Below are 23,128 nucleotides of genomic sequence, written 5' to 3'. Positions count from 1 at the left end.
CTTCACAGACAAACCTGTATAATGGCAAATAACGCACCTCCCTTATCACTCAGATGCAACATCGATTTCGTCCACCAGCACTGAAGGAGAAGTAACACGATAAATTGAGGAGATTGGATCGCACCCAACTTCAGCAATTCCATTATAGACCTTCAATATGTTTGAGGATATTGTGAACTGCTCAATTGGATTACTGATCTTACCGTTTCTGACATAGAACCCGCTGGCGCCAAGAGAAAACTCCCCTGAGACCTGATTTGTTCCTGAATGCAGACCCGTTAAGTCGGTCACAAATATCCCTTCTCCCATAGTCTCGAGAAGTTCGTCAAAACTCTTCTCTCCTCTCTCAATGACAGTATTGACGGGAGCAATGGAAGGCTTTGCTCTGTGAGTTCCTCTCACTGAATTGCCTGTTGACTTCTTCCCATCCTTTTTCGCAGTTCTCAGATCATATAAGAAGGTCATAAGTTTTCCATTCTCCACGATCGCTTTCTTGGAAGTCGGAAAGCCTTCGTCATCAAAAGGCTTGCTATAGGGACTTTCGGGCAGTAAAGGATCGTCATAGACAGTCAGCCTGCTTGATCCAATTGCTGTTCCCTCTTTTCCCTTCAAAATCGAAAGTCCTCTCTGAACATTATCTGCTGAATACATTGACATGAAGGTCCCAAATAACTGTCCAAATACGTCGTTCCTGAAGATTACTCTGTACCTTCCGCTCTTGACTTTTCCAGCACCCAGCTGTTCCACCGCTCTCCTGGAGGCCTCATGACCGATTCTCTCGACATCAAGCTCCTCAGGTCTTCTAACAAGTGAAAAGGAAAAGCCCGTCTTCTTCGATTTCTCATCTCCCGCAAGGCTCACAACGACAGCAAATCCGTAATCGCTCTTATACGTTTTGTTAAGACCTAGGGTGTTTACGATAACAAGTTCCGACCAGCTGTCTGCATTTATGCAAGTCGGAATCATAACGATTCTCTTGTCGTAGTCCAGCGCCGATTTCTCCAACGCGATCACCGTATCGATCTTTTCCTTGACTGATTTCTTCTGAAAGTCTCCTGAATAACCATCGAACTGCGCATAATCGCCTGATCCATCGTGAAACACATATACATCTTCTCCACTTGCTACAGAATAGTTCTGAAAAGCCTCATCGACCAGCAGTTCTGCAGCTTCTTCGCTAAGAACCTCGGAAAAAGCAGCTCCGATCTTTCCGCTCTTAAGTCCTCTGAAGTACACTTCTGTCGAACTGGCATCCTTATACGAATCTATTTCGCCGTTCAGAGAGCTCAGCTGGAATTCTCCACCGCTTGAGTAATATATTTCGGATTCCTCGAACCCTATCTTTCTGGAGATTTCGAAGGCTTTGTCAGCGAAAGTCTTGATATCCATCAGTTTCGCCCCCCAACTATCAGTTCAGACACTTTCACAGTGGGCTGACCTACATCGGCGGGAATCGAGCCAGAGATAGATCCGCACATTCCCTGACCTCTCGCCAGATCATTACCGACCATGTCTATCTTCGTGAGAACCTCATCGCCCTTCCCAATTAGAGTCGCACCGCGTACCGGCCTGGTTATCCTGCCGTTCTCTATCATGTAACCTTCCATTACTGCAAAGTTGAATTCACCCGTGGATGGCATCACGGAACCGCCTCCAAGGGATTTTGCGTACAAACCGTAGTCTGTTGCTGCGATTATTTCCTCCGGATAGTACTCTCCCGGAAGGAGGAAGGTGTTGCTCATTCGAGATGTCGGAGCGTATGTGTAATCCTGCCTCCTGGCGCTTCCAGTGACCTCCATTCTCATCTTTATCGCTCCGAGGCGGTCAATCATGTAGTTTTTGAGGATTCCCTTGTCTATTAGAAGATTTCTTCTTGTCGGAGTCCCTTCGTCATCTACATTTGCCGATCCCCAAGCATTAGGTATCGTCGGGTCGTCTACGGCAGAGACACATTCATTTGCTATCTTCTGTCCCAGTTTCCCTGCAAAGACCGACGCCCCTTTTGCTACTCCGGTTGCTTCCAGGGCATGACCACATGCCTCATGGAAGATAACCCCGCCAAATTCATTGGAGATTATGACAGGCATCTTTCCCGCAGGCGCATACTCAGCCTTAACCATCCTGTCGGCGATTCGAGCAGCTCTTTCACCAGCGGCCCTTGGGTCCTTGATATTGAAGAACTCAAACCCCATTGCACCTCCCGGACCATAGAAACCCGTCTCCATATTGCCGTTTTTGGTAGCAACAGCGGATATCGTCAATCTTGTCCTTGAACGATGATCCTGCGCTTTAACTCCTTCGGAGTTATAGATCCAGACATTTTGATCATACTCGATGTAATTCACGACAACTTGAGATATTGTGCTTGAGAAAGTCGAAGCTCCTTCATGAGCAAGCTTCATAACACCGACTTTTTCCTTTTTCGGAATGCTTTCGGGTGCATGAAGAACCGGACAAAGATCAACGTACTCTCTCTCTCTGAAATCAATTACGGTATCCACATCTCTTTCTTGATCAATGACCGCCTTAAGCCTATCCGCAACTTTCATAAGACCATCAAGTGAAAGGTCGTTTGTGTAAGCATAGATACTTCTTGTCCCCTTAAAGGCTCTCAATCCTGCTCCAAACAATTTCCCCGAAACGCTTCCTTCCACCTCACCTTGAACCATGCTTATACTTCCAGTGTATCTATCTTCCAGGAAGATTTCTGCAAAATCCGCTCCGCCAGACAATATCTTAGTGATAACCGCGGAGTATGCTTCATCTGAATACATGATGCACCTCCATTCTTGTTAGGTATTCTTACTATTTTACAACATTATGAGTTGTGAGGTACGTGTAATTAGAAACTCGATTAAGAATCTATAGTCTATTACGCTTGAAAAGGCTTCTGGCGGCAGCATATTTCAGCGCTATCGGCTTTCCGGAAAGCCCCCTCGCAATGAATCTGATAGTTATCGCTCCAATTACTATGGCTCCTCCGATCATTGGCAGTTTTCCCGGGACCTCTCCAATGAAGAGAAAGACCCATACTGGGCTGAGAATCGGTTCTATCATGAGTATCAGGACTGCTTCCAGTGCAGTAGAATGCTTAATCGCTTCTGAATAGAAAACATATGACAAACCAAGCTGTGCAACACCCAGTATAATAAGGTTTACCCAGCCGGAAAGACTCGGAAGAGAACCGATAAGAAAGGGAATTCCAACAACGGCAGTAAGAATATTTCCTAGCAGCACAGACTCCATCGGAGACCCATCCTTTTGGAGTCTCATAAATACATTGAACAGAGCGAAAGTAACTCCGCTTCCTTCAAAATCCAGGCGCTTAAAAGCGCAACATATATGGGAGCAGTCGACTGCAGCAAAATCGCGTTTGCAGCTGTAGTCATTTTATTCGCTGAAACGAACAGGATCACTGTGATTGTGTAGGCTAGAGCCGAGGCTATCTGCGAAAAAGACCAGGTGAACTTTGGTTTTCCGAGAGCTACAAGTATTACTAAAGAGGCAATAATACTTCTCATTCCGGAAATCGCAAGTGGATTTGAGTCTACATTTTTGATCAACAGACCTCCCGTACTCCAAAGAAGACCCGTAATAACTAGGAAGAATGCCGACTTGGCCTTAATAGACTTCTTGTTGCCCCGGATCATAAATTCACCTCAAATATTGAGCGTAAAGTCCCATGGAAGAAGAATACAACAGACACTCTTGGTTGACAAGCTGCCAATCATTGAGACTTCGACCCTACCGATGCCGTCGTCGACGTGACCGGGGTCGGGGATTGCAGGTTGAGGTGTGCCAAGCGAGATCACTTGGCCGTTGAATGGTTCTCCGAAAAGAGAATGGGAAAGAGCGGAATAAGACGCAAGGCGCCGAAAGAACATCGGCGGACGCAGGGCTGCCTTCGGCAGGAAGCGATCTGAAAGCCAGTCACCTTCGGTGGCCAGTCAGGCTTTGCCTGGCCAGTCTCGCCTTCGGCGAGGCCAGTTCCGCTTCGCGGGCTAAGAAACGCTATGAAGATCCGTTCTCCGTTGACCGTCCAAGAGCAAAGACCCGTCCACCAAGAAGAGCAATCGAGAAAAAGCTGGTAGAGACGGTCGCTTCGCTCACGAGAGAACCGAGATCCAGGCTGGTATCATGTCAGAATCACATAAAAAACGGCTGTCATCCCGTAGAGCCTGCCCTGAGAAGCCTGCCCCAAAATGCTCCTGTTTGGGGATCCTGTTCAGGGTAACTGATCGGGATCTCCGCGCTATTCATCGAGATTCTGACAAGAAGCGTGTCAGAATGACGCGATACGATGCTTTTCGAATAACCTAAGGCCGGCATCCCGAATTACTCTAGTATCAATCCCTTTCTTTGTCATCCCGTGATGGGTCTGCACGGGATCTCGTCCTGAGAGCCGCTATTCGCTTAAGAACAAGGACCCGCTGGTCACTGACGGAGACAACGTTGTCCGTCAACGGTCCGCCGTCCACCGAGAAGAGCGTTTCAAGATACTTAGAGAGTTTATTAGCTTTTGCTCTTACAACTCGCAACTTGTCACTGGCAACTGTTTCAAAGATCGAGATCCTTGCCAGAAGCGTGCCAGGATGACCTGAAGTAAGAAAAGACTGTCATTCCGCAGTGCTACAAGAAAGAGCGATAATAAATTGTTCGTTATTGGTTGTTGGTAAGAGCAAACAAGAAAAGAAGCATTAAAACTCGTTTCGCTCTGAAATGCTTCCACGTCATGTCATCTCGTGATGCTTCTGTACGGGATCTGGTCTTGAAGTACCGAGGTTGCAGTGTGCAGGTTCGAAAAACCTTGAGAGCAGTATTTTGAAACAAGTTCAGCATGACGCGATGTGGTGTCTTTTGAATAACATAAGGCAATCATTTCAGACTCGGATCCTGAATCTTGTTTTCAATCTTCTTCGTGGCTTTTACGGAGAACGGAGAAGCGATGACGGTCAACGTGGTTTTTCATCAGCGTTCAGCGGGTTCTCCGCCTTTAAGCATACAACGGCGGCTCCGGAGAACGGTGGACCGCTTACGGACAACGATTGCCAACTCGCTTCTAATCGAATCAGAACTACCGGCACGAAAGCGAGAGAGAAAGCATTCGGTACTACTATGAATTATAATAGTTGAATATGCAACTGTCTTAGAGGTGAGTTATGGCAAAAGACATACATAAGATGCTTGGGGAGGAGAGGATTGGAAAGCTTCTTCTCAGTCTTTCTTTACCTGCAACTATCGGCATGCTTGTTCAGGCAATGTACAACTTCGTTGATACAATTTACGTCGGAAGAGGCGTCGGGTCGATGGGCATCGCGGGCATATCTATTTCTTTCCCCGTTCAAATATTCGTTATGGCATTTGCTCAGTTGTTCGGAATCGGCGGCGCTTCAGTTATATCGAGGGCGCTGGGTGAAAAGAATCACGAAAAGGCAAGACGCGCCGCTGGAAACGTAATGGCTTTCTCGATCGCCTTCGGATTGGCGATGACCCTGCTGGGATACTTTTTTATAGATCAGTTGCTCATACTGCTCGGAGCGAGTGAAGCCATCATTCCGTATGCGAGAGAATACCTGAGCATAATACTTCTCGGAAGCGCTTTCTTTTCTTTTGGAATGGCTATGAGCCATGTTATTAGGGCAGAAGGAAAACCAAAGATAGCAATGGCTGCAATGTTGATCTCTGCTGTTCTTAACATAATTCTTGATCCCATTTTCATTTTCACTCTCAACATGGGCATAAGAGGCGCGGCGCTGGCAACCGTTTTGTCTCAGGCGATTACCTCGATCTATATTCTCTTTTACTTCATTAGCGGAAAGAGTCTGCTGAGAATCTCTCTGGCTTCTTTGCTTCCAGAGTGGACAATCCTGAAGGGAACCGTCTCCGTGGGTCTTTCTGCATTTTCAAGACAGGTGGCAGGCAGCCTTCTCGCTGTGGTTCTCAACAATTCGCTTGTATTTTACGGCGGGGATATTGCCGTTGCGGTGTATGGAGTAATCAACAGACTTCTAATGGTTTTCATAATGCCTATGTTCGGCGTCAATCAGGGATTTCTTCCAATTGTCGGATACAACTACGGCGCCAAAAAAATGAGGCGAGCAAGAGAGTCTGTCAAACTGGCCTCCGCAGTTACCACGTTGATCGCCCTTTTCTCGGCAATCATAATGTTCTTCTTTGCAAGACAACTCATATCGATTTTCACTGATGAAATCGAGCTTATTGAACCCACAATTTCTGCTCTCAGGATTGTTATCCTTGCCATCCCGACCATTGGCATCCAGGTTATTGCTTCTGGAATGTTCCAGGCTCTTGGCAAGGCCATACCCGCACTTTTCTTATCCCTCCTTAGACAGATAATAATTCTGATACCACTGATTCTAGTGATTCCGCGCTTTCTAGGGATTAATGGCATCTGGATATCCTTTCCACTTGCCGATTTGATCGCTTTCGCAATATCGCTGGTTTTCTACCTTAGAGAACTGAAGATATTCCGTTCAAGTGAGCTCAGTGCTGAGGCAGGCACAACGGACGTCGCGTGATCCAGCCTTCGATAGAGAAGAGTACATTGGCCGCTGGATATATCGCATTTCGCGCAGTGCAAATGTCTATTTCAGCAGGGAAATGCAGAAATTTTGACTGGGAAATGGTCATTTCTTCTTTGTGAGAGTGCTGATGTCCAGGACGGAATAAGCCAGAATGAGCTCAGCGAAATCCTCGGTGTCGATAAGGGAATTACTCCTGTAGCCATGAAGAAACTTACCGAAGCAGGCTATATAAAGAGGAAAACCGACCCATCAGACAGCCGGAGTTACAGGCTGTTTCTCACAGAAAGCGGCATAAGAATTGGTCAAGAGCTAGGAAGGCTTGGAAGAGATCATGAAACAATGCTAACAGAAGGTTTCTCCAACGGCGAAAGAGATTGCCTGTTTTCTCTTCTTCAGAAAGCCGCTCAAAATGCCAGAAGAGTCAATGATTGACAATGACGTTTCTTGGTTAACATCTTATGGCCCATTACAAACAACCGGTCCCTGCGCAAGGCAGACACCGGTTTAGTAGTTTGGATCGCGGACTTATCCGAGACTTCAATAAAGCGTTTTCAAGAATCCAACTATCTCTTCTGATGCAGCATAATCCTCCGGAGTCATTCCTGCGTTGTCCTTTGTATCCGGCACCAAACCGAATCCGCTCAGGATCGTAAGCATTTCGATCGCGTCCCATTTGTCCTCGACAGCGTAGTGTGAGGGCGTTTTCCCGCTGTGATCCTGATGATTGACATTCGCTCCTCTCTCACCGAGGTAAGAAATCGCTTCCATGTTGTAGTCTTTAACAGCATAGAAGATAGGCGTTCTGCCTTCGTTATCTTCGGCCTCAATGTCAGCTCCGCTTTCGAGCAAGTAATCGACGACTTCCGTCTTTCCCCTGCGGCCGACAGCGGAATGAATTGGAAGGATTCCCTCATCTGTCTCGATCGAAACATCCGCGCCTCTTTCTAAGAGGTACTTGACAATATCTAGCTTTCCATAAGCGGCTGCGATATGAAGCGGTGAGATACCGCTTTCTACTTCATTGTTATTGATACTGACACCCGCAGAAAGCAAGCTCTCAATAGTTTCTTTGTCTTCTTGGTAGACAGCGAGATGCAAGTGTAGGGGCAGGTGATTATTGTTATCTCTTGCCAGGACGTCGGCTCCAAGCGAAATAAGGAGCTTGACATTTCTCAAGGACTCGTTCTCTGAAGCGATATGCAGAGGAGTTTTCCCTTCATAGTTCCTTGAATCAACTTCGATTCCAAGCTCAACAAACATCTCGATGTTCTTGGTAGATCCCTTACCTGCAGCGCGATGAAGTAGGGTATTACCTGAATCATCTACTCCAGAATAGTCGGCGCCAAATTCGATCAGCATTTTCGAAATATCATTATTGGACTTCGATACGGCCAGTTGAAGCGGCGTATAGTATTCATTGCCGATAGACACATCTGCCCCATGTTCTAGAAGCGCTTCTATGCCCTCAATTGGGAGGCCTTCCGATATAGCTAGATAGAGAGGAGTTCTTCCGTCCTTGGCCGGTCGATTTGGATCGGCTCCGTTTTCAAGCAGGAAGACTACGGTATTTGTCCCCTTCGAAAATATCGCAGCAATCAAAGGTGAGCGGAAAGCATATTCAACTCTCTCCAGATCGGCTCCCTTCTCCACAAGATACTTAACGACTTCCAGAGTAGCATCGTTCTTGGAGTTGTCACAGGCAAGGATCAAAGGTGTATAGCCTTCATAAAACATCGAACTGGCCGGATGAGCGTTTATGTCCGCCCCTCTTTCAAGGAGCATCTTCACGACATCGAGGAGACCCTTTCTCGCAGCGTAATGAAGAGCTGTATAGCCATTGTCGTCAACAGTTGAAATGTCTGCCCCAGATTCAATAAGGTAGGTTGCTATTTCCGAGTGGCCGTAATCCGCTGCGACCATCAAGGGTGTTTTGTTTGCATAGCCACGCTCGTTAATATTACCACCGCTGTTGACAGCTTCCTTTACCCCTTGCAGGTCACCGTTGGACGCACTATTGTAAACGCTAGAAAAAGAGACTACCGATAACAGCAGTACTGATAGAAGCACTAACAAGAGTCTTTTCATACTTAGATCCTCCTTCCGCGAAGTGAACGATCACTAGTAATTTGAAATAGCTGCTAATCATGTGAATAGCAGTATCTACCTGAGAAAATAGCCTTCCCTGTCGAGATTCACACAAGAGTGATTTGGAATCTCGGATCCGGTCGAACTTACCGATTCAGAAGCAAAACGCTTTTGTCTTGTGAGTCAATCTCATGCGTCATGCATTCTCTAGAGAACTGTGGACTATTCAGTATTCTTGATTCCGAATCACGCAAGAGCATGATCGACGGCCGCCCGGGCGTGAATGGCCGTAGTATCGAAAACGGCAATGTCAGCGTCTGATTCTTTGATCAGCAGAGGTATCTCAGTGCAACCAAGGATAACTCCCTCGGCTCCATTGAACTGAAGACCCTTAATCACTGCCTTATAGACTGACTTTGATTCCTCCCTGAAGATTCCTTTGCAGAGCTCCTCGAAGATAATCATATCTACTACTACCATTTCTTCAGCTGAAGGAACGATAACATTTATGCCAAATCCCGCCAAAGTATCCTTGTAGTAAGCCCTCTCCATAGTGAATCTTGTGCCGAGGAGTCCAACGGTTTCAAGTCCCCTTCTCTCGATCTCCTCTCCGACTGCCTTACCGATTTCTAGGACTTCAAGCCCTGATGCTCCTTCGATTTCTCTGGCCAAAAGATGCATTGTGTTGGTACATATGATAAGAAAGTCTGCACCCGCTCTCTTCAGATCAATGGCTGCGGCAGTCAAGACCCTCTCTATACCCTTCCAGTCATTACTCTTTAGCATCTCCGAAACGGGGCCGAAATCAACTGAAGCCAAGGTGCATTCTGCGGAATGCAATCCCCCAAGCCTGTTCTTGACCATTTCATTTAGCAATCTGTAGTACTCCAGTGATGATTCCCAGCTCATCCCACCCAAAAGGCCAATACGCTTCATGTCGTTGCTCCAAAAACATCGTCCAGCCAATCAAGAAGCACTGAATTGGACAAAGGAAGATTAGTAACTTGACAATGGGAATCTGCGCCTTCCTGCTTCTTGAATATTCTCATTGTTGACTTTCCCGAAACGTTATCTGAGGCTTCCCTTGCCTGGATGAGCGCCTCTTCTCCTTCTCCCTCTCCCACCATGGCAAGGAATGGAACCTGAATACTCTTTATAGCGTTGCCTACAACGAAATCCCTCATTCTTTTGAAAGCCTTGGACATGGAGACCTCGCCGAACCTGAGCATTATGTTGACGAGCTGGAGCTTTTGAGCCTTAGACAAATACTCCGAGGGCACAAGGTCGACCGTTTCCAGTGTAATATCTTCAGGAGAATTGATAGCTTCTCCGGCAAATGCAGATAGGTACTTGTAGATATCGGTAACAGGTGAATTGGAAATCAGGGCTTTTATTCTGGAATCGTGAGCAGCGGCCCTAAGTGAGAAATAACCTCCGAGACTAATGCCATACAGCGCGAGTCTTGATGGATCGACATCCTCCTTCGACAAAGCATAGTCGACAACTTTGGAAATCGGAACTTCGTAGTCAGGACGCAACGGAGTCTCGGGCGAAAACCTTCTCATTCCTACCTGACCGGGGCCATCGAAGAGAACAACCGCGTAACCCCTCTGCAAAGCGGCCGAGCCTGCCTGGAAATACATCTCTTCCGATGTCCCGTCAAAACCACTCATCATAATTATCGTCTTCTTCGTGCCGCCGGTCGTTGGAGCAATCCAGTACGCCGGAATGAAATCCTCACCGTAGGGTATTCTCTCAGCTTCGAACTGAATATCAGTGGTTCTGAAAGCATATACAAAGCAATCTCTGCTTTCCATACCGATGTACCTTGTCTTAGAGTCTCGAGGATCTCCGAAGTACTCTGCTGCTCTGAAGTAACTTGCTGCTCTCAGAAACTCCTGTCTAGCAGTCTCGCTATTGCCCTTCTGCAAAACCTTCAGAGCGTGGTTCTTCAACCTTGTTGCCAGGTCCTTGAATGACTTCACCCAAGTTGATGGGTCTTCACAATCTATATGCGGTACAAGCGAAAGAATCTCTCCTACGGTGCCTCCTTCGTACGATACTGCACCAAGAGACCTGTAGAGCTGGAAATCAAATTCAATATCTTGAAGAATCCGCACGTCTAATGAGCCTCTTGAAACTCCTCTAGAAGCGTCGGCCATATTGCACCTCCCTAAACTGCTTTTCTTAGACAATACTATCAGAAAGCTTGCCTATCACGAAGCTAATCGGTATCAAGAAGACAATAATGCAGTTTGAATCTGTTATTATAAGAATTGGAGGTGGTTACGTGAAAAAGGTGATGATGATTCTAATACTGCTATTAGCCGTGTTCGGATTTTCATGGTCGGGGCACGATGCTCTAACGTATTTGATTGTATCCCAGTATGAGGAGGTTTTTGACAAGTACGTTGAGATAACCCCGTACACATACGCCGATGTTGACACTCGTGAATACAATCCGGCCATAGAGGGTTTCTACGATTATCTCGGCGAGAGCTATCTGCCGGAAGAAGATCTCGACCTATACAGCGCAGTCTTCCCAAACCCCAGACCTGTTGACAATTTGGCACCCCTGTGGCAGATCCTTTCGGTCTATTCTTACGAGCCCGATCTAGGCATGGATAAGGGGCTCGAACTAAAGGGAATAGAGACGCTCCTCGGAGACAGCCAGGGATTAAGACACATGGAATACAGAATGCTCTTCTTCGTTAGAGTCGGAGAAGTGACTGACGTCGTTCAGTACTTCAGCGATCTGGCCGAGATCGCTTATTCCAGAGGAGACCATTATTGGGCATACCGCTTCATGGGTAGAGCAATGCACTATCTTGAAGATGTCGGCCAGCCTTTTCATACATTCCCCGCGCCGTTTTTCGAACTGCTGAAGCTTCCTTTCAACATGGACAAGTGGCTCGCCATCTTTGCGAATTATCACTTCGCATACGACTTCTACGGTGGTTATTTGATTTGGGGACAATACGAGCCCCTGCTAATGGCGCTCGAAGAGGTTCCTGCCAGAATCGTCAAGAATCCGAAGCAGGCCGCGGTAGATTTGCGGAAGTACTCCAGAGAGAAACTCAATCCAGTATACTATGAACTCAAACATGTTATGGGAAATGAACTTGAGAAACCTCAGGCAGTCTGGCTAGGCAAAGAGTATTTCGATGATCTTCACGAAGCAGGCAAGACATCGAAATTAGACAACCTCTCCGTTGAGATTCTCAGAGAGACTGCTTCTTATGTAAAGGGATACATAAACTATATGCTGAACAGATTCGCGGCAATAGACTCCGAATCATGATCAGGTAGCTGCCTTACGAAAAATGGCGATGGACATGCCAGATATGTCTGTCGCCATTTTTCTTATTGGCCATTTGAACAACCACCATTGATTTACGTATCTTGCTTAGTCATTTCTTCGATTGAGAAGCTATCTCATAGTACTTCATCAACTTCTCTATTACCCTCTGGTTGAAGCTGCCAGGCGAGTACTCTCCGCTCTTCCCGAGCTTTCCCGACTTCATGCCCGTCAGTACCTCAATGGCCTCGTCCACGGTCTCAACGGTCCATATGTTGAATCTCCCTTCCTTAATGGCATTAATTATTTCGTCAGGGAGAACAACATTGTCAGAGTTCGCCTGAGGCACGACCACTCCCTGTTGACCGGTAAACCCCTTTATCTTGCAGAGATCATAGAAGCCCTGAATCTTGTACTGAACTCCGCCTACGGGTTGGACTCTTCCGCTTTGATTGATCGAGCCCGTAACTGCTATTGACTGCTTAATCGGTACATCGGCAATTGCAGACAGGAAAGCGACTGTCTCCGCCACGGAAGCGCTATCCCCTTCAACTGTCGAATAGACCTGCTCAAAACTTATCGAACCGTTCAGACTCAGCGGGAATTGCTGCGCATATCTCGAACTCATGTATCCCTGAATAGTCAGGCTGGCTTTGTTGTGGATGCTTCCACTTAGTTCCGATTCTTTCTGTATGTCAACTATACCGCTGTTGCCCGGACCGGCTTTGGCAGTTATTTTCACCGGTATTCCAAAAGAGAGATCCTCTGTCTGGACTACTGTCAAACCGTTTATCTCACCAACAAGCTCACCATCTGTCTGAACCATCAATGTCGAGTTCTTGAACATTTCCTTTATCTTGTCCTGATAGAGGGAGACCCTTGTATGCATCTCTTCCCAAGCGGTCGATACATCCTCAGCCTCTATCATATCGTGCTTCTTCATATCCGCCATGGCCGAGCTCTCCAGGAGGAGCTGTTCAAGGGTACCAAACTGAGTCGAGACTTTCTTCCTGCTTCCCGAAAGGAATATCGCTCTCTTTATCACTTCTTTGATTCCGTCCCTTTCAAGCGGCTTCAAAGTATTCTCCCTCACAATATTGCAGGTTAGCCCACAGAGCTTGCCAATCGTGTCCTTCTCCAACGCCATTTCCCAATCAAACTCGGCTTTAATCTTGAAGAGCTTCTTGAAATCCGTATCGAGCGTACTTAACATGCTGTATATCCACGGCTCGCCTATCATGATTATCTTTATATCCAGCGGAATTGGCTCAGGCTTCAGACTAACAGTCGATAAGAGACCGATCTTGTGTTCTAGATTCTCAATTCCTTCGAGACCGGAAAAGAGTACCTGCTTCAGAGTCTGCCAGACGTAGGGTTCGCTCAGTACGCTCTTGGCATCAAGGACAAGATACCCGCCGTTCGAGTTATGTATTGCGCCTGGCCTTATCATGGTGTGGTCGGTATCAAGCATTCCCATCTTTGCTACATACTCTATTCTTCCGAAAAGGGAGGAGTAATTGGGGTTTGTTACCTCCACAACGGGTTTCCCCTCTATTCCCGAGTTGTCGACAAACAGATTGACCGCATATCTCTTGCCGAAGAAAGCTTTGGAGTCGATCTCCTGGCTGAAGAATACTCCCAGATTGTCAAGCAAGTCTTCCTTCATGCTCTCTATAAAATCAACGACCTCTTTGTTCTTGCTAAACTTGTCTTTCATCTCCTTTATGTGACCTTCAACTGCGAAAGAAGCCACGTTTCGATTCAATTCCTTGTACTTCTCACCATACTCCTTTTCCATCTTGCTCAATCTAAGAAGATACGAGTTGACTAATTCACGGACTTCCTCGCCTTTCTTGGTAAGCTGCTTCTGGTATTCCTCCGGTAAGGCTTCGTACACTTCCTGGGTAAGCGGTTTACCGTTCCAGAGAGGAATCGTTGCAACTCCTGTCTGGTTTATTTGAACAGTGAAATCCTTTTCTTTCGCCTTTTCTAACAATTCCTTCAGCATACTTGAACGCTTTTCCGATTGCTCATTCTGGATCGAAGTTACCTTCTGCTGGTAGTCCTCACTCTGAAAGCTCTCGCTGATCGAGTTGATAGCTATCTCAACAAACTCGTTCATCTCTTTCTGAAATACCTTCCCAGCGCCCGCTTCAAGTGGAATTGAATTTGGCGACCTTTGTTCATCAAAGTTGTAGACATATATCCAGTCGCCCGGAGTCTTTGTTCCTTCGACCTTCTTCTTCAGATAACGACTGACAAATGTCCTTCTTCCGGTGTTGTTACTGCCGGAAACAAAAACATTGTATCCCTTTGCGTTTATATGAAGCCCTGTCTCCAAAGCTCTTATGGCTCTCTCCTGTCCGATGAACTCCTCTAGTTCACTTAAACATTCAGTTGACTTTACATTCTTCGGCAGTGGAATTTTCAAATCTATCTCCTTCCAGCCAATTCTTTTCATTCATCTACCTCCTTCTTCTGATCGATTATAACAAATTGGACTCTTTGAGAGCCCATCTGAGACACTGAAAGTCACGAAAAATGATTCATAAAGATAGACCAGCTTGTCTTCAGGAACAGGTGAGTCTGAAGCTCTTACTGACAACAATTCCCTTCTCTGGAATCTCTTCAAGAACTGCCAGATTGTCAATTACAAACTCATGATGGAAGTCCCTGAATGCAAGTCTCTCCATCACAGGACCTATGTTGCTTCGATTAATATCATCTCCATAGGCAAGTGTTATATGAGGAATCCAGCGAGTCTCGCTGTAAACGGCTGCTTTGCTGTCTACCGCTTCACAAAGGACTTTACATAGCGATTTATGAAGAGAAGCCAAACTAGGACTTTTAGCTACTCCAATGAAAATAACCGGTCTCTCACCAGTGAAAATACCAAGATATTCTGTCTTTGCCGGGAAGGCACCCATAACGGCCGCAATCTCTTCAAGCATGGAATCTGAAGTGACAGTCGTCTCTTCGAAAATGCAATAGCTAATGTGTGGAAATGGATTGAGCATAACCGAACGTAATCCGAAGTCTGTTTTCAATTCATCCCACAGCTCTCTGACAAACCGATTCAGATCGTCTGGAAGAAGAGAAACGAGAGCTTTCAGAACGCCACCTCCAATCTGAATATAAGTGAATTATATCAGTCAGAGGCTTTTGCCCTATCAGAAAACTTCTTACTTCTAGATGCGATCTCTGGCAGAAGTATTAGAGTAAGAACCATTCCCACAACAAGTCCGCTAACCATCAACTTCGCCACATCAACGTACAACAAGAGAGGTGAAAGCAGAAGAACTGAAAAGCCAGCAACAAGACTGAGCCCGTTTGCAAGAATTGCATTTGCGGTCTGTTGATATGCCCTACGTGAATCGCCGAACCTCCTGAACCAGATAGTGAAGTGAATCGAATAATCGATTACCAGTCCCATCAACATTCCCGAAATGAGCGCTGTAGAAATGCTCAACGGGATCCTGAAAAGCGCCATAAAAGCGAAGTTGAAAAGAGTTGTAAGGAGAATAGGTATCGTGGCGATGATTGTCGACTTCAAACTTTTGAATATCGTGAATAGGAGGAGCATGATAAGCCCAAACGATACTATCAAGCTCTGAATCTGATTGTTAACAACAGAGGAGTTCACGCTCTTCCATATAAGCGTAGTTCCAGCCAGATTGAACCTGAAATTGTCATCCAGTTCCGGATAGCTCATTATTAGTTCTTCGACGGCCAACTTCAGTTTTTCGGCGCTTCGACTGTCGCTCTCCGGAGAGAACAGATTGAATCGTATAGCATTGTCGCTCACAAGAAGTGTTGTAGAGTCACCGAAAACATCACTTGAGTTCAGTGCTCTCACCATAAGCGTCAACGGAACACCCGTCTCTCTTGACAGATCGAGTAGACTCATGACCTTCGAAACTCCATCAAGTCTCTTTAGCTCCGCTTCGAACGCTTCCAAACTCTCTACATGATCTGTCGTTAATGCAATGCTATCCCCTTCTTTTGGTGTAACCATCAGCGAATAATTTGTCAGCCAACCGAAAGCCTCTTTCATGGTGTTTGCGCTTCTTCTAATCTCCGAATTCTCTTTGAAGAAATTATACTGGTCAATAGTCATTGGAATTGTCATGATCAGAAAAGGAGAGGCGATACTGCCCACTATAACGGCCCAGACAACTACCTTTTTCGCAAGACGATTTACGTCTCTTGGAGGTGATGCACGTTGCGGATTCACAGTTTCTCTTGAAGGCACAAGTCCCGGGAGCACGACAATTGTGAAAACCGCAGAGAGGAAGATTCCTGAACAGACGAATATACCCATCTCCTGAAAGGCCTTCAAGTCGAGCAGAATGTATGAAGAAAAGCCTGCCATCGTTGTCAAAGCAGATAAAAGAACAGGAACTCTCTCCTCGTGAACTGTCCGACTGACGGCATTCTTAAGATGAATGTTTTCTTCAAACCTTGAGAGGAAATGCATCCCGTATGCACTTCCAATAATGACGATAAATGAAGGGATCATAACGGTCAAACTGTTGATCGAAAGCTTCATTATACCCATTACTCCAACTATCGCCATTACGGAGGCTAGAGGAGGAACCAGTGTAAGCAAAGCAAGCGAGACCTTTCTGAACTTGATTACGTAGACCATGAGAATTGCAAGTAGAATGAAAGGTGGATACTTGAAGGTAAGATCGATTATTGATCTGAATGTCTCTGTGTTGGCAACGCTCTCTCCAATTAGTCTATAGCCCTTTACATCGAGAGAATCGAGTTTCGATCGAAGTTCAGGGACAAGTGTGTCGCTGCTCAACTCATTTCCGTCTGCGATTGTAATCAGTATGCCGTAATAGCTGCCGTCAGAAGATATCAGCAGGTTACTGTATATCGGATCTGTCAGCAGATCTTCATTCAGCACCAATTTCCCATCTTCCAAGTACACGTAGTCCTCAGTTGGAATTCTCAAAGTGAAAAGATTGAACCTTCCCAGCTTCATCGCTTCAGTGGCTGACAACACCGAGTTGACCCAGTCAAGAGACTTTATCTCATCTGATATTCTTTTCAGAAGCTCGAGTGGAGTTTCCGATGCATTAAGAATCACCATGATCGATCCAGTGTCTCCAAAAACCTCCGCGATTCGGTTGAACGCTGCCAGTTCAGGATCATCATGGCTCAGAAATGCTGCGGGCGAGGGATCGAAGCTGAGACCGTTGATTCCCGACAATAGAATTATTACTACGGCAGCTAATAATGCGAAGGAGACAGCTTTTCTCATATGCCCACCTCATAAACTTAGCCAATTATATCATCCGGCAACAGGATTGCCTGCGCTGTATAGGAATCATCTGCCAGATCAACAGAATTTCTTGACATTTTGTGAAATGTATCGGGTCTTGTCGTAGAATAGGTTCGGGTCATACACGAAGATCGTCCTGAAGCAATACCGTCTGGAGGGATGCTAGATGATTGACTGTAAAAAACTTACGAAAGCATTCGATAAGAGCCCCGTAGTAGACGAGATAGATCTGCTGGTGAACTCTGGCGAGATATATGGCTTTCTGGGACCAAACGGAGCTGGAAAGACAACAACGATTAGAATGCTTACCGGTACGCTTAGACCTACTTCTGGAGAGATAAAAATCCTCGGCATGAACTACTCGAATAATGAGCTTCAGATAAAGAGCAAGATCGGTGTTGTCCCTGAAGAACCAAGAATCTATTCCTACTTTACAGGAGCGGAGTTCCTTGAGTTCATTATGGATGTCTTTCCCGATAAGAGACAAGAAGCGAAGAAGAGAGTCGGCGAACTATGTGAAGCGTTTGGAATAGATTATCTGGGGAAGATGATATCTGAGATGTCTCACGGTATGAAACAGAAGATAATGGTTATCTCTGTTCTGATGAGGAGACCAGAAGTCATCTTTTTGGATGAGCCGACCGTAGGTCTCGATGCAAGAAGCGCGAAGATACTTAAGATGCTTCTTGAGAAGTATAAGGGCGAAGGCTCTACCATTTTCATGACCACACACGTGCTGGAGATAGCGGAAAAGATGTGCGACCGTATAGGCATAATCAACAAGGGGAAGCTTATTTCCGAGGGCACGATGGATGAGCTAAGAAAGAGAGCAGGAGCCGACAACAAAGAGACTCTAGAGAACCTCTTCCTGCAGCTTACTGGCGAGAACGAAGACATCCAGGAAATTGTAGGCGCATTGTGAGGTGTCTATTTGAACGACCTTAAGCTGTTCCTTAAGTACAAGCTCTTCATGTTTCCGGGCAAGAAAGGCACAAGAGGAGGCCTTTCGGGCCAGCTATTCGTCTTTGCAGTATTCACAATCATGATCGGAATGTTTCTCTGGAACGTGTATGGTGCGACTTCTGGAGTAGCCGTTGAAGGCGTCTCCCTTGGCAAGGTCATGGCCGGATTCTTTCTGACAATCTCAGGGCTGTTCTTTCTAATCTCGTTTTCGGCCACATCGTCTTATCTCTTCATGAGAAACGATGAGATAGACATGCTTCTCGTTCTTCCGGTAAAGAGAGTGAGTATCATAGTCTATCAGATTATTATCTCGACCCTATATCAGGGGCTCACTCTGTCCGTCTTTCTGGGAATCGCTCTTCCATACCATCTCAGGATCGATCCCAATCCATGGATCGGAATCCCTTCACTTGTTCTCGTGGTAATAAACACCGTACTTCTGGCTTCCATCGTTTCTGTAGCTCTTGGGAAATTCATGTCCAGGGCAGTCGCAAGAAAAGTAATGTTCATCGTTCAAATTGCGGCAGCTTTCATGTTCTTCATAATAGTTCAGTTAGTTCCACAGAGCACGGATAACATACCGCTTTATCTGCAGAAGCTGGCAAGCGCTTGGGAGGTTTTTTCAAACCCTATGAATATCTTCACCTGGAGTGTTAAGTCTTCGGAAAGCCCTCTGTACCTCCTAGTTGGAGTAGCAGCAATTCCTTTGCTGGGATATGTTTTTTTCAGGGTTGCCTCATCTATCAAATTCGAACCGGTATCATATTCCAAGAACAAGCAGAAGACCGTGACCTTCAATGACAGGCGGGGATGGGTTTTGCTCAGAAGAGAACTAAAGATATATAGACGCTATGAACAGCTAATATACTATCTTTTCTATCCCGTTGTCTTTGGACTTGTTTTTGGACTTATATCAGAAGAAGTAGTAACATCGATCTTCACTATGGTACTTATTAGTACCATCTTCACCACTATACAATCCGCCTTTTTGATGGGCAGAGAGTATCCCTTTATTGAGACTACAAAGATATTGCCTCTTTCTCTGGGAAGGATGATAGCCATAAAAACCACTCTACCTGTTCTGTTGGGGACAGTTCTCTTTGTGGGCGTTCTAGGCGTAAGCATCTTGATCAAGAGAGGTTCTTTCGGTTATCTTATGGTTGTTCCGGCTGTCTTTGTGCTTTATGTGACATCCTCTCTGCTCGGTATAAGAGGTGTTCTTTCGTCACCTCCCGATCAAATGGATAATCCGAATGCATTCATGAGAACGAAATTCGTTCTTCTGAACCAATTGATCTGCATGGGATTGAGTTTTGGGGCAATAATGCCTATCACGTTGATTCTGAAAGGCGCAGTTGACGGCACCGGCACAGCTTGGCTCCTTCTAATATCACTATCATCGTTGGCAGTAGCGCTTCTTATATCTCTTCTGAGCTACAAAAAAATCTCACAAATAATCAAGAGCATCTAGAAAGACTCTATCTCTATCATTTCCCTAAACTTAATCACCAGTTCGGGGTCAAATTGAGTACCGGAACATCTCTTTATTTCGTCAATTGCTTCCTGCCTGTTCCTGGCTTTGCTGTATGGTCTGTCATTTGTCATTGCATCAAAGGCATCTACAATAGAAAGAATTCTGCATTCAACGGGGATCTTATCGCCCTTGATACCCAGAGGATAGCCCTCACCATCCCATCTTTCATGATGCCTGAGAATTAGATCTGCGACTGAAGAGAGGTCTGGAGATGACACGGCGATCCTGTATCCCTTTTCTGGGTGAAGTCTCATCACTTTCCATTCATCATCATCTAGTGGGCCTGGTTTGAATAGTATTCTATCTGGAATTCCAACCTTTCCTAGATCGTGAACCTGAGCAAAAAGCGCTAGGTCGCTGAGTTGCCGAGAACTCAGTCCTGCTCTTCTTCCCAGTTCTAGGCACATCCTCTGCAGTCTCTTCGCATGACCGCCAGAGATTTGATCCTTTTCGGCAAGAGTAACTAGCAGCGTGTTCACCATCTGGCTTCTGACGCTGGAGCTCCTGTAAAGTTTGTCACGATACATCAGGTCATCTGCATGCCTCAGAGTCTCGACAAGAGATTGTTCCTGTCCCTTACTGGTAGCGATTCCCATGGAAACACTCAGAGGAGGTCCGATGTGATCTCTGTTGAATTTACCGACAATCTCCCTGACTCTCGACGCGATCTTCTCGGTAGTAGCTTCATCCGTTCGTATGAGAATAACTGCAAATTCGTCTCCACCAAACCTTGCAATAACATCATTCTTTCTGAAACAGGATCTCAGAATTCTCGAAAACTCCAAAAGTATCTGATCTCCTCTTGCATGGCCCATCGTATCGTTAATTAGCTTCAGACCGTCGACATCGGCCGAAACGATTGAAATAGGATAGAATCTCGATCCTTCCAACCTGATGAGTTCTTCCTCGAAATAGAACCTGTTGTACAAATCAGTAAGCCCGTCATGAAGAGACATGTAATTCATACGCTTCTCGGTCTCGATTCTCACGATCGCTTCGCGGACGTGAGACATAAGAAGTTCAGTCAGTCTTAGCTCCTGTTGGCCAAACTTCGACCTATTCGCGGACATCGCCTGAAAGACTCCAACATCTCCAATCGGAACGCTTAGGCCAGCACGGTAGATGTCGTTTGATTTGAGAGTGCCGGGGAACTCCTGGATATCATCGATTATGTAAGGCTTCTTCTCTCTGAAAGTCTTCCCGACAATTCCAACATCTTTCGGCATTACAATTGGGTCTCGCGGATTTAGGTTGGAAGATGCCTTGATTACTAGATTATCCTCTTCGTTGACACAGATGAAGCATATATCAAATTCAAGGATCTCATTAGCTGCTTCAATCACAGAGTCATATACATCCTGGAGGGTTCCGCATCTTTCCAGATTGAGAGCTGCATCGTGAAGCCGTTCTATTCTGAACCTATCTCTCTCAAGAATCTCCAGATTTCTCATGCGTTCAGATATATCTCGGGCAAAAGTAAATTCGTATTCGCTTTCATCGTACCTGAAATAATTCCTGTTAATCTCGACGGGAAAGACAGAGCCGTCCTTTCTCACATGATAGGCTTCAAATGTATCCCTTCCTTTCGACTTAAGCCTTTCCCAGCTTACTCTTCTATCCATTGCCTCCATCGATTTATCGAGATCATTTACCTTCAGTCCGGAAATCTCATCCTTTGTGTATCCAAGATTCTTACAGGCTGCGCTGTTTGCATACAGTATCGTGCCGTCAGGTGCAATCCAGTAGGCCTCATCGTTCGAGTTATCCAGCCCAAATTGGATGAGCTTGATCTTGCTAAGAGCCTTTCTTTCCTCTGTGACATCGTTTGCAGAACAAACCACGGATTTAATATTTCCGAACTCGTCGATATCCGGCGTCTTCGTAATCTCCAGGATTCTTAGCTCTCCAATCGAGTTCTCTGAATTCTGCTCAAAAGCAAGTTTCTCTTTTCGAGCGAAAACTTCCTTGTTGCTCTCAACACATTCTATTGCCTCATGTTCCGTGAGAATCTCAAAGACATTCTTCCCATCAATTTCCTCCGGGTGCCTGCCAAAAAACTTTGCAAACGACTCATTGACGATTCCGAAAGTCTCCTGATCTCTGAAGCACCAGATCAGTGTCGGAATCTTTTCCAGAAGCAGAGACATTTCTCTGTTCCTTCTGAAAAGAAACTTCTTGCCAGCCATTCGCTGTATAGTAGCGGTGAAGGCGAATGTCAGAAGAAAGACGAAAGCGATTGCGGCATAGTTAGCCGGTAGCCATCTGCGCTCAAGAGAAACTGAGACTCCTGCTAATAGCAGACTCCCCTTCTCGCTGTTCAAGCTGTATCCTTCTGTTGTAAGCAGACTCAGAATTCCCTCGAGATCTAGCTTCAGAATGACATACCCATCCTTTGAGCTCTCTGAACCAGCGTTGTTGGTGAAGGCAGAAATTGCAAAAAGATCGTTGCCCACTGAGAAGATCTCCGAGTAGTCTCCTCCTTCAACAGTAGGCGTGACGGCAATTTCAAACTTCTCACCAGCAGACGCAAAAACCTCATCATTATAAAAAACAGCAACACCTTTGATATGCATATTACTGGCCAGCATCCCCATTAGGTAGTGATTGGTGAAATCGTTGTCATTCAGCATAACAGCTTCATAAAACGAATCACGATGAAAGTGGCCGATTAATGTGGTCTTTGCAGTGTTTTCCGCGATCATTCTTGCTGAGTTGGCAATTTGACTTTCAACTTCAGAATACCTGACTTCTGTCACCGCAAAACCTATAACGGCCCAGAAAAGCGTTGCTACTGAAGCAAGAGAGACAGCTATAAGCCAATTCTTCATAAATACTCCTGTATGAGAAACGACTGGTTTTGTCAAGTCTATCATTTTTGCCTTCACGATACCCAGAAAGCACTACTCAGTGACGGGCTCTTGACCGCTAAAGGATTCTTCAAGATCAGAGTTTTGAAGACTGATCGTTTGAGCAATGCCATTTTCTTAAGAATCAATCATTTGCATTAAAATTATAGTGAAGATTGCGAGATTTATAATGTGGAATCTCCATAGTTGTTTCCACAATACTGGTTGCGGTTGGTGTGTGCCAAGAAGGCGAAGAAGGAAACTTCAAGCCATGCTTAATCGAAGATGAGGGAGGGCCCCTCGAAGCCGCCATGCAGGTGGAGGCTTCAAACCACCGTAAGCTGCTGTGGTAAAGAGCCATGGTAGTGAACGTTACGGGAAAAGGCGGGACAGTGATCCCGTCAGGTGAGTACCAGAGGAGACGAATACAAGTGAACCACCGTGAACGTGTCGTAAGGACCTTTAGTGTCATCTAAACCGGGAGGACCAACTATCCCGGGATAAGTCTGGAGGAAACCTGCTTACTGTCCAGATGGTGACCGGCATACAGGTGGCGTGACCCTG

16 protein-coding genes are annotated in these 23,128 nt (G+C 45.9%); 5 read left to right on the top strand and 11 right to left on the bottom strand.

Features of this window, described 5'->3' with window-relative positions; genetic code table 11:
* Positions 1-45 precede the first annotated feature (45 nt).
* The 4 genes from V512_RS09470 to V512_RS15075 all read right to left on the bottom strand — a co-directional run bounded on the left by V512_RS09470 (position 46) and on the right by V512_RS15075 (position 3,650).
* Entirely contained in the window at positions 46-1,389 is a 1,344-nt protein-coding gene (locus tag V512_RS09470; protein ID WP_099830232.1) for a TldD/PmbA family protein, read from the bottom strand.
* Positions 1,389-2,774 (bottom strand): TldD/PmbA family protein, encoded by a 1,386-nt coding sequence (locus V512_RS09465; protein WP_099830231.1) that lies wholly within the window; start codon positions 2,772-2,774, stop codon positions 1,389-1,391. The genes V512_RS09470 and V512_RS09465 overlap by 1 nt, the downstream gene beginning before the upstream one ends.
* An 88-nt stretch (positions 2,775-2,862) precedes the next feature.
* Positions 2,863-3,246: an EamA family transporter gene (locus V512_RS15080; RefSeq protein ID WP_243392360.1), complete on the bottom strand. Its 384-nt coding sequence runs from the start codon at positions 3,244-3,246 to the stop codon at positions 2,863-2,865.
* Positions 3,247-3,269: 23 nt separating this feature from the next.
* A complete protein-coding gene (locus V512_RS15075) occupies positions 3,270-3,650 on the bottom strand; it encodes an EamA family transporter (RefSeq protein WP_243392359.1) in 381 nt (126 codons plus the stop codon).
* A gap of 1,509 nt (positions 3,651-5,159) precedes the next feature.
* Between V512_RS15075 and V512_RS09445 the strand changes: the two genes are divergently transcribed.
* Complete coding sequence (locus V512_RS09445; RefSeq protein WP_099830228.1) at positions 5,160-6,539, top strand: MATE family efflux transporter; 1,380 nt, start codon at positions 5,160-5,162, stop codon at positions 6,537-6,539.
* 93 nt (positions 6,540-6,632) lie between these two features.
* Positions 6,633-6,977, top strand: coding sequence for a MarR family winged helix-turn-helix transcriptional regulator (locus tag V512_RS09440; protein WP_243392358.1), 345 nt, complete (start codon positions 6,633-6,635; stop codon positions 6,975-6,977).
* Positions 6,978-7,082: 105 nt separating this feature from the next.
* Here the strand turns inward: V512_RS09440 and V512_RS09435 are convergent, their stop codons facing one another.
* The 3 genes from V512_RS09435 to V512_RS09425 form a co-directional block, all read right to left on the bottom strand.
* The gene (locus tag V512_RS09435; protein ID WP_099830227.1) at positions 7,083-8,630 is read right to left on the bottom strand and encodes an ankyrin repeat domain-containing protein; all 1,548 of its coding nucleotides are present in this window, start codon (positions 8,628-8,630) and stop codon (positions 7,083-7,085) included.
* A gap of 246 nt (positions 8,631-8,876) precedes the next feature.
* Positions 8,877-9,566 carry an aspartate/glutamate racemase family protein gene (locus V512_RS09430; protein WP_099830226.1) on the bottom strand — a complete coding sequence of 230 codons (690 nt, stop codon included), beginning with the start codon at positions 9,564-9,566 and terminating at the stop codon, positions 8,877-8,879.
* Entirely contained in the window at positions 9,563-10,792 is a 1,230-nt protein-coding gene (locus V512_RS09425; protein ID WP_099830225.1) for an alpha/beta fold hydrolase, read from the bottom strand. Before V512_RS09425 ends, V512_RS09430 begins: the two co-directional genes overlap by 4 nt.
* 128 nt (positions 10,793-10,920) lie before the next feature.
* On the opposite strand from V512_RS09425, the gene V512_RS09420 reads away from it, so the two are divergent.
* The gene (locus V512_RS09420; RefSeq protein WP_099830224.1) at positions 10,921-11,931 is read left to right on the top strand and encodes a phospholipase; all 1,011 of its coding nucleotides are present in this window, start codon (positions 10,921-10,923) and stop codon (positions 11,929-11,931) included.
* Between the two features lie 109 nt (positions 11,932-12,040).
* Here the strand turns inward: V512_RS09420 and V512_RS09415 are convergent, their stop codons facing one another.
* The 3 genes from V512_RS09415 to V512_RS09405 all read right to left on the bottom strand — a co-directional run bounded on the left by V512_RS09415 (position 12,041) and on the right by V512_RS09405 (position 17,200).
* The gene (locus V512_RS09415; RefSeq protein ID WP_099830223.1) at positions 12,041-14,389 is read right to left on the bottom strand and encodes an ATP-binding protein; all 2,349 of its coding nucleotides are present in this window, start codon (positions 14,387-14,389) and stop codon (positions 12,041-12,043) included.
* A 109-nt stretch (positions 14,390-14,498) separates the two neighbouring features.
* Positions 14,499-15,008, bottom strand: coding sequence for a 2'-5' RNA ligase family protein (locus V512_RS09410; RefSeq protein WP_099830222.1), 510 nt, complete (start codon positions 15,006-15,008; stop codon positions 14,499-14,501).
* A gap of 68 nt (positions 15,009-15,076) precedes the next feature.
* Positions 15,077-17,200, bottom strand: coding sequence for an MMPL family transporter (locus V512_RS09405; protein WP_099830221.1), 2,124 nt, complete (start codon positions 17,198-17,200; stop codon positions 15,077-15,079).
* A 187-nt stretch (positions 17,201-17,387) separates the two neighbouring features.
* Between V512_RS09405 and V512_RS09400 the strand changes: the two genes are divergently transcribed.
* Positions 17,388-18,143, top strand: coding sequence for an ABC transporter ATP-binding protein (locus V512_RS09400; RefSeq protein WP_099830220.1), 756 nt, complete (start codon positions 17,388-17,390; stop codon positions 18,141-18,143).
* 9 nt (positions 18,144-18,152) lie between these two features.
* Complete coding sequence (locus V512_RS09395) at positions 18,153-19,655, top strand: hypothetical protein (RefSeq protein ID WP_099830219.1); 1,503 nt, start codon at positions 18,153-18,155, stop codon at positions 19,653-19,655.
* Here V512_RS09395 and V512_RS09390 read toward each other — a convergent pair.
* Positions 19,652-22,591 (bottom strand): HD domain-containing phosphohydrolase, encoded by a 2,940-nt coding sequence (locus V512_RS09390; protein ID WP_243392356.1) that lies wholly within the window; start codon positions 22,589-22,591, stop codon positions 19,652-19,654. The two genes, V512_RS09395 and V512_RS09390, sit on opposite strands and share 4 nt — an antisense overlap.
* Positions 22,592-23,128 lie beyond the last annotated feature (537 nt).

This window comes from Mesotoga sp. Brook.08.105.5.1 (assembly GCF_002752635.1).
GTDB lineage: Bacteria > Thermotogota > Thermotogae > Petrotogales > Kosmotogaceae > Mesotoga.
This window is presented reverse-complemented; position numbering and strand designations above follow the sequence as displayed.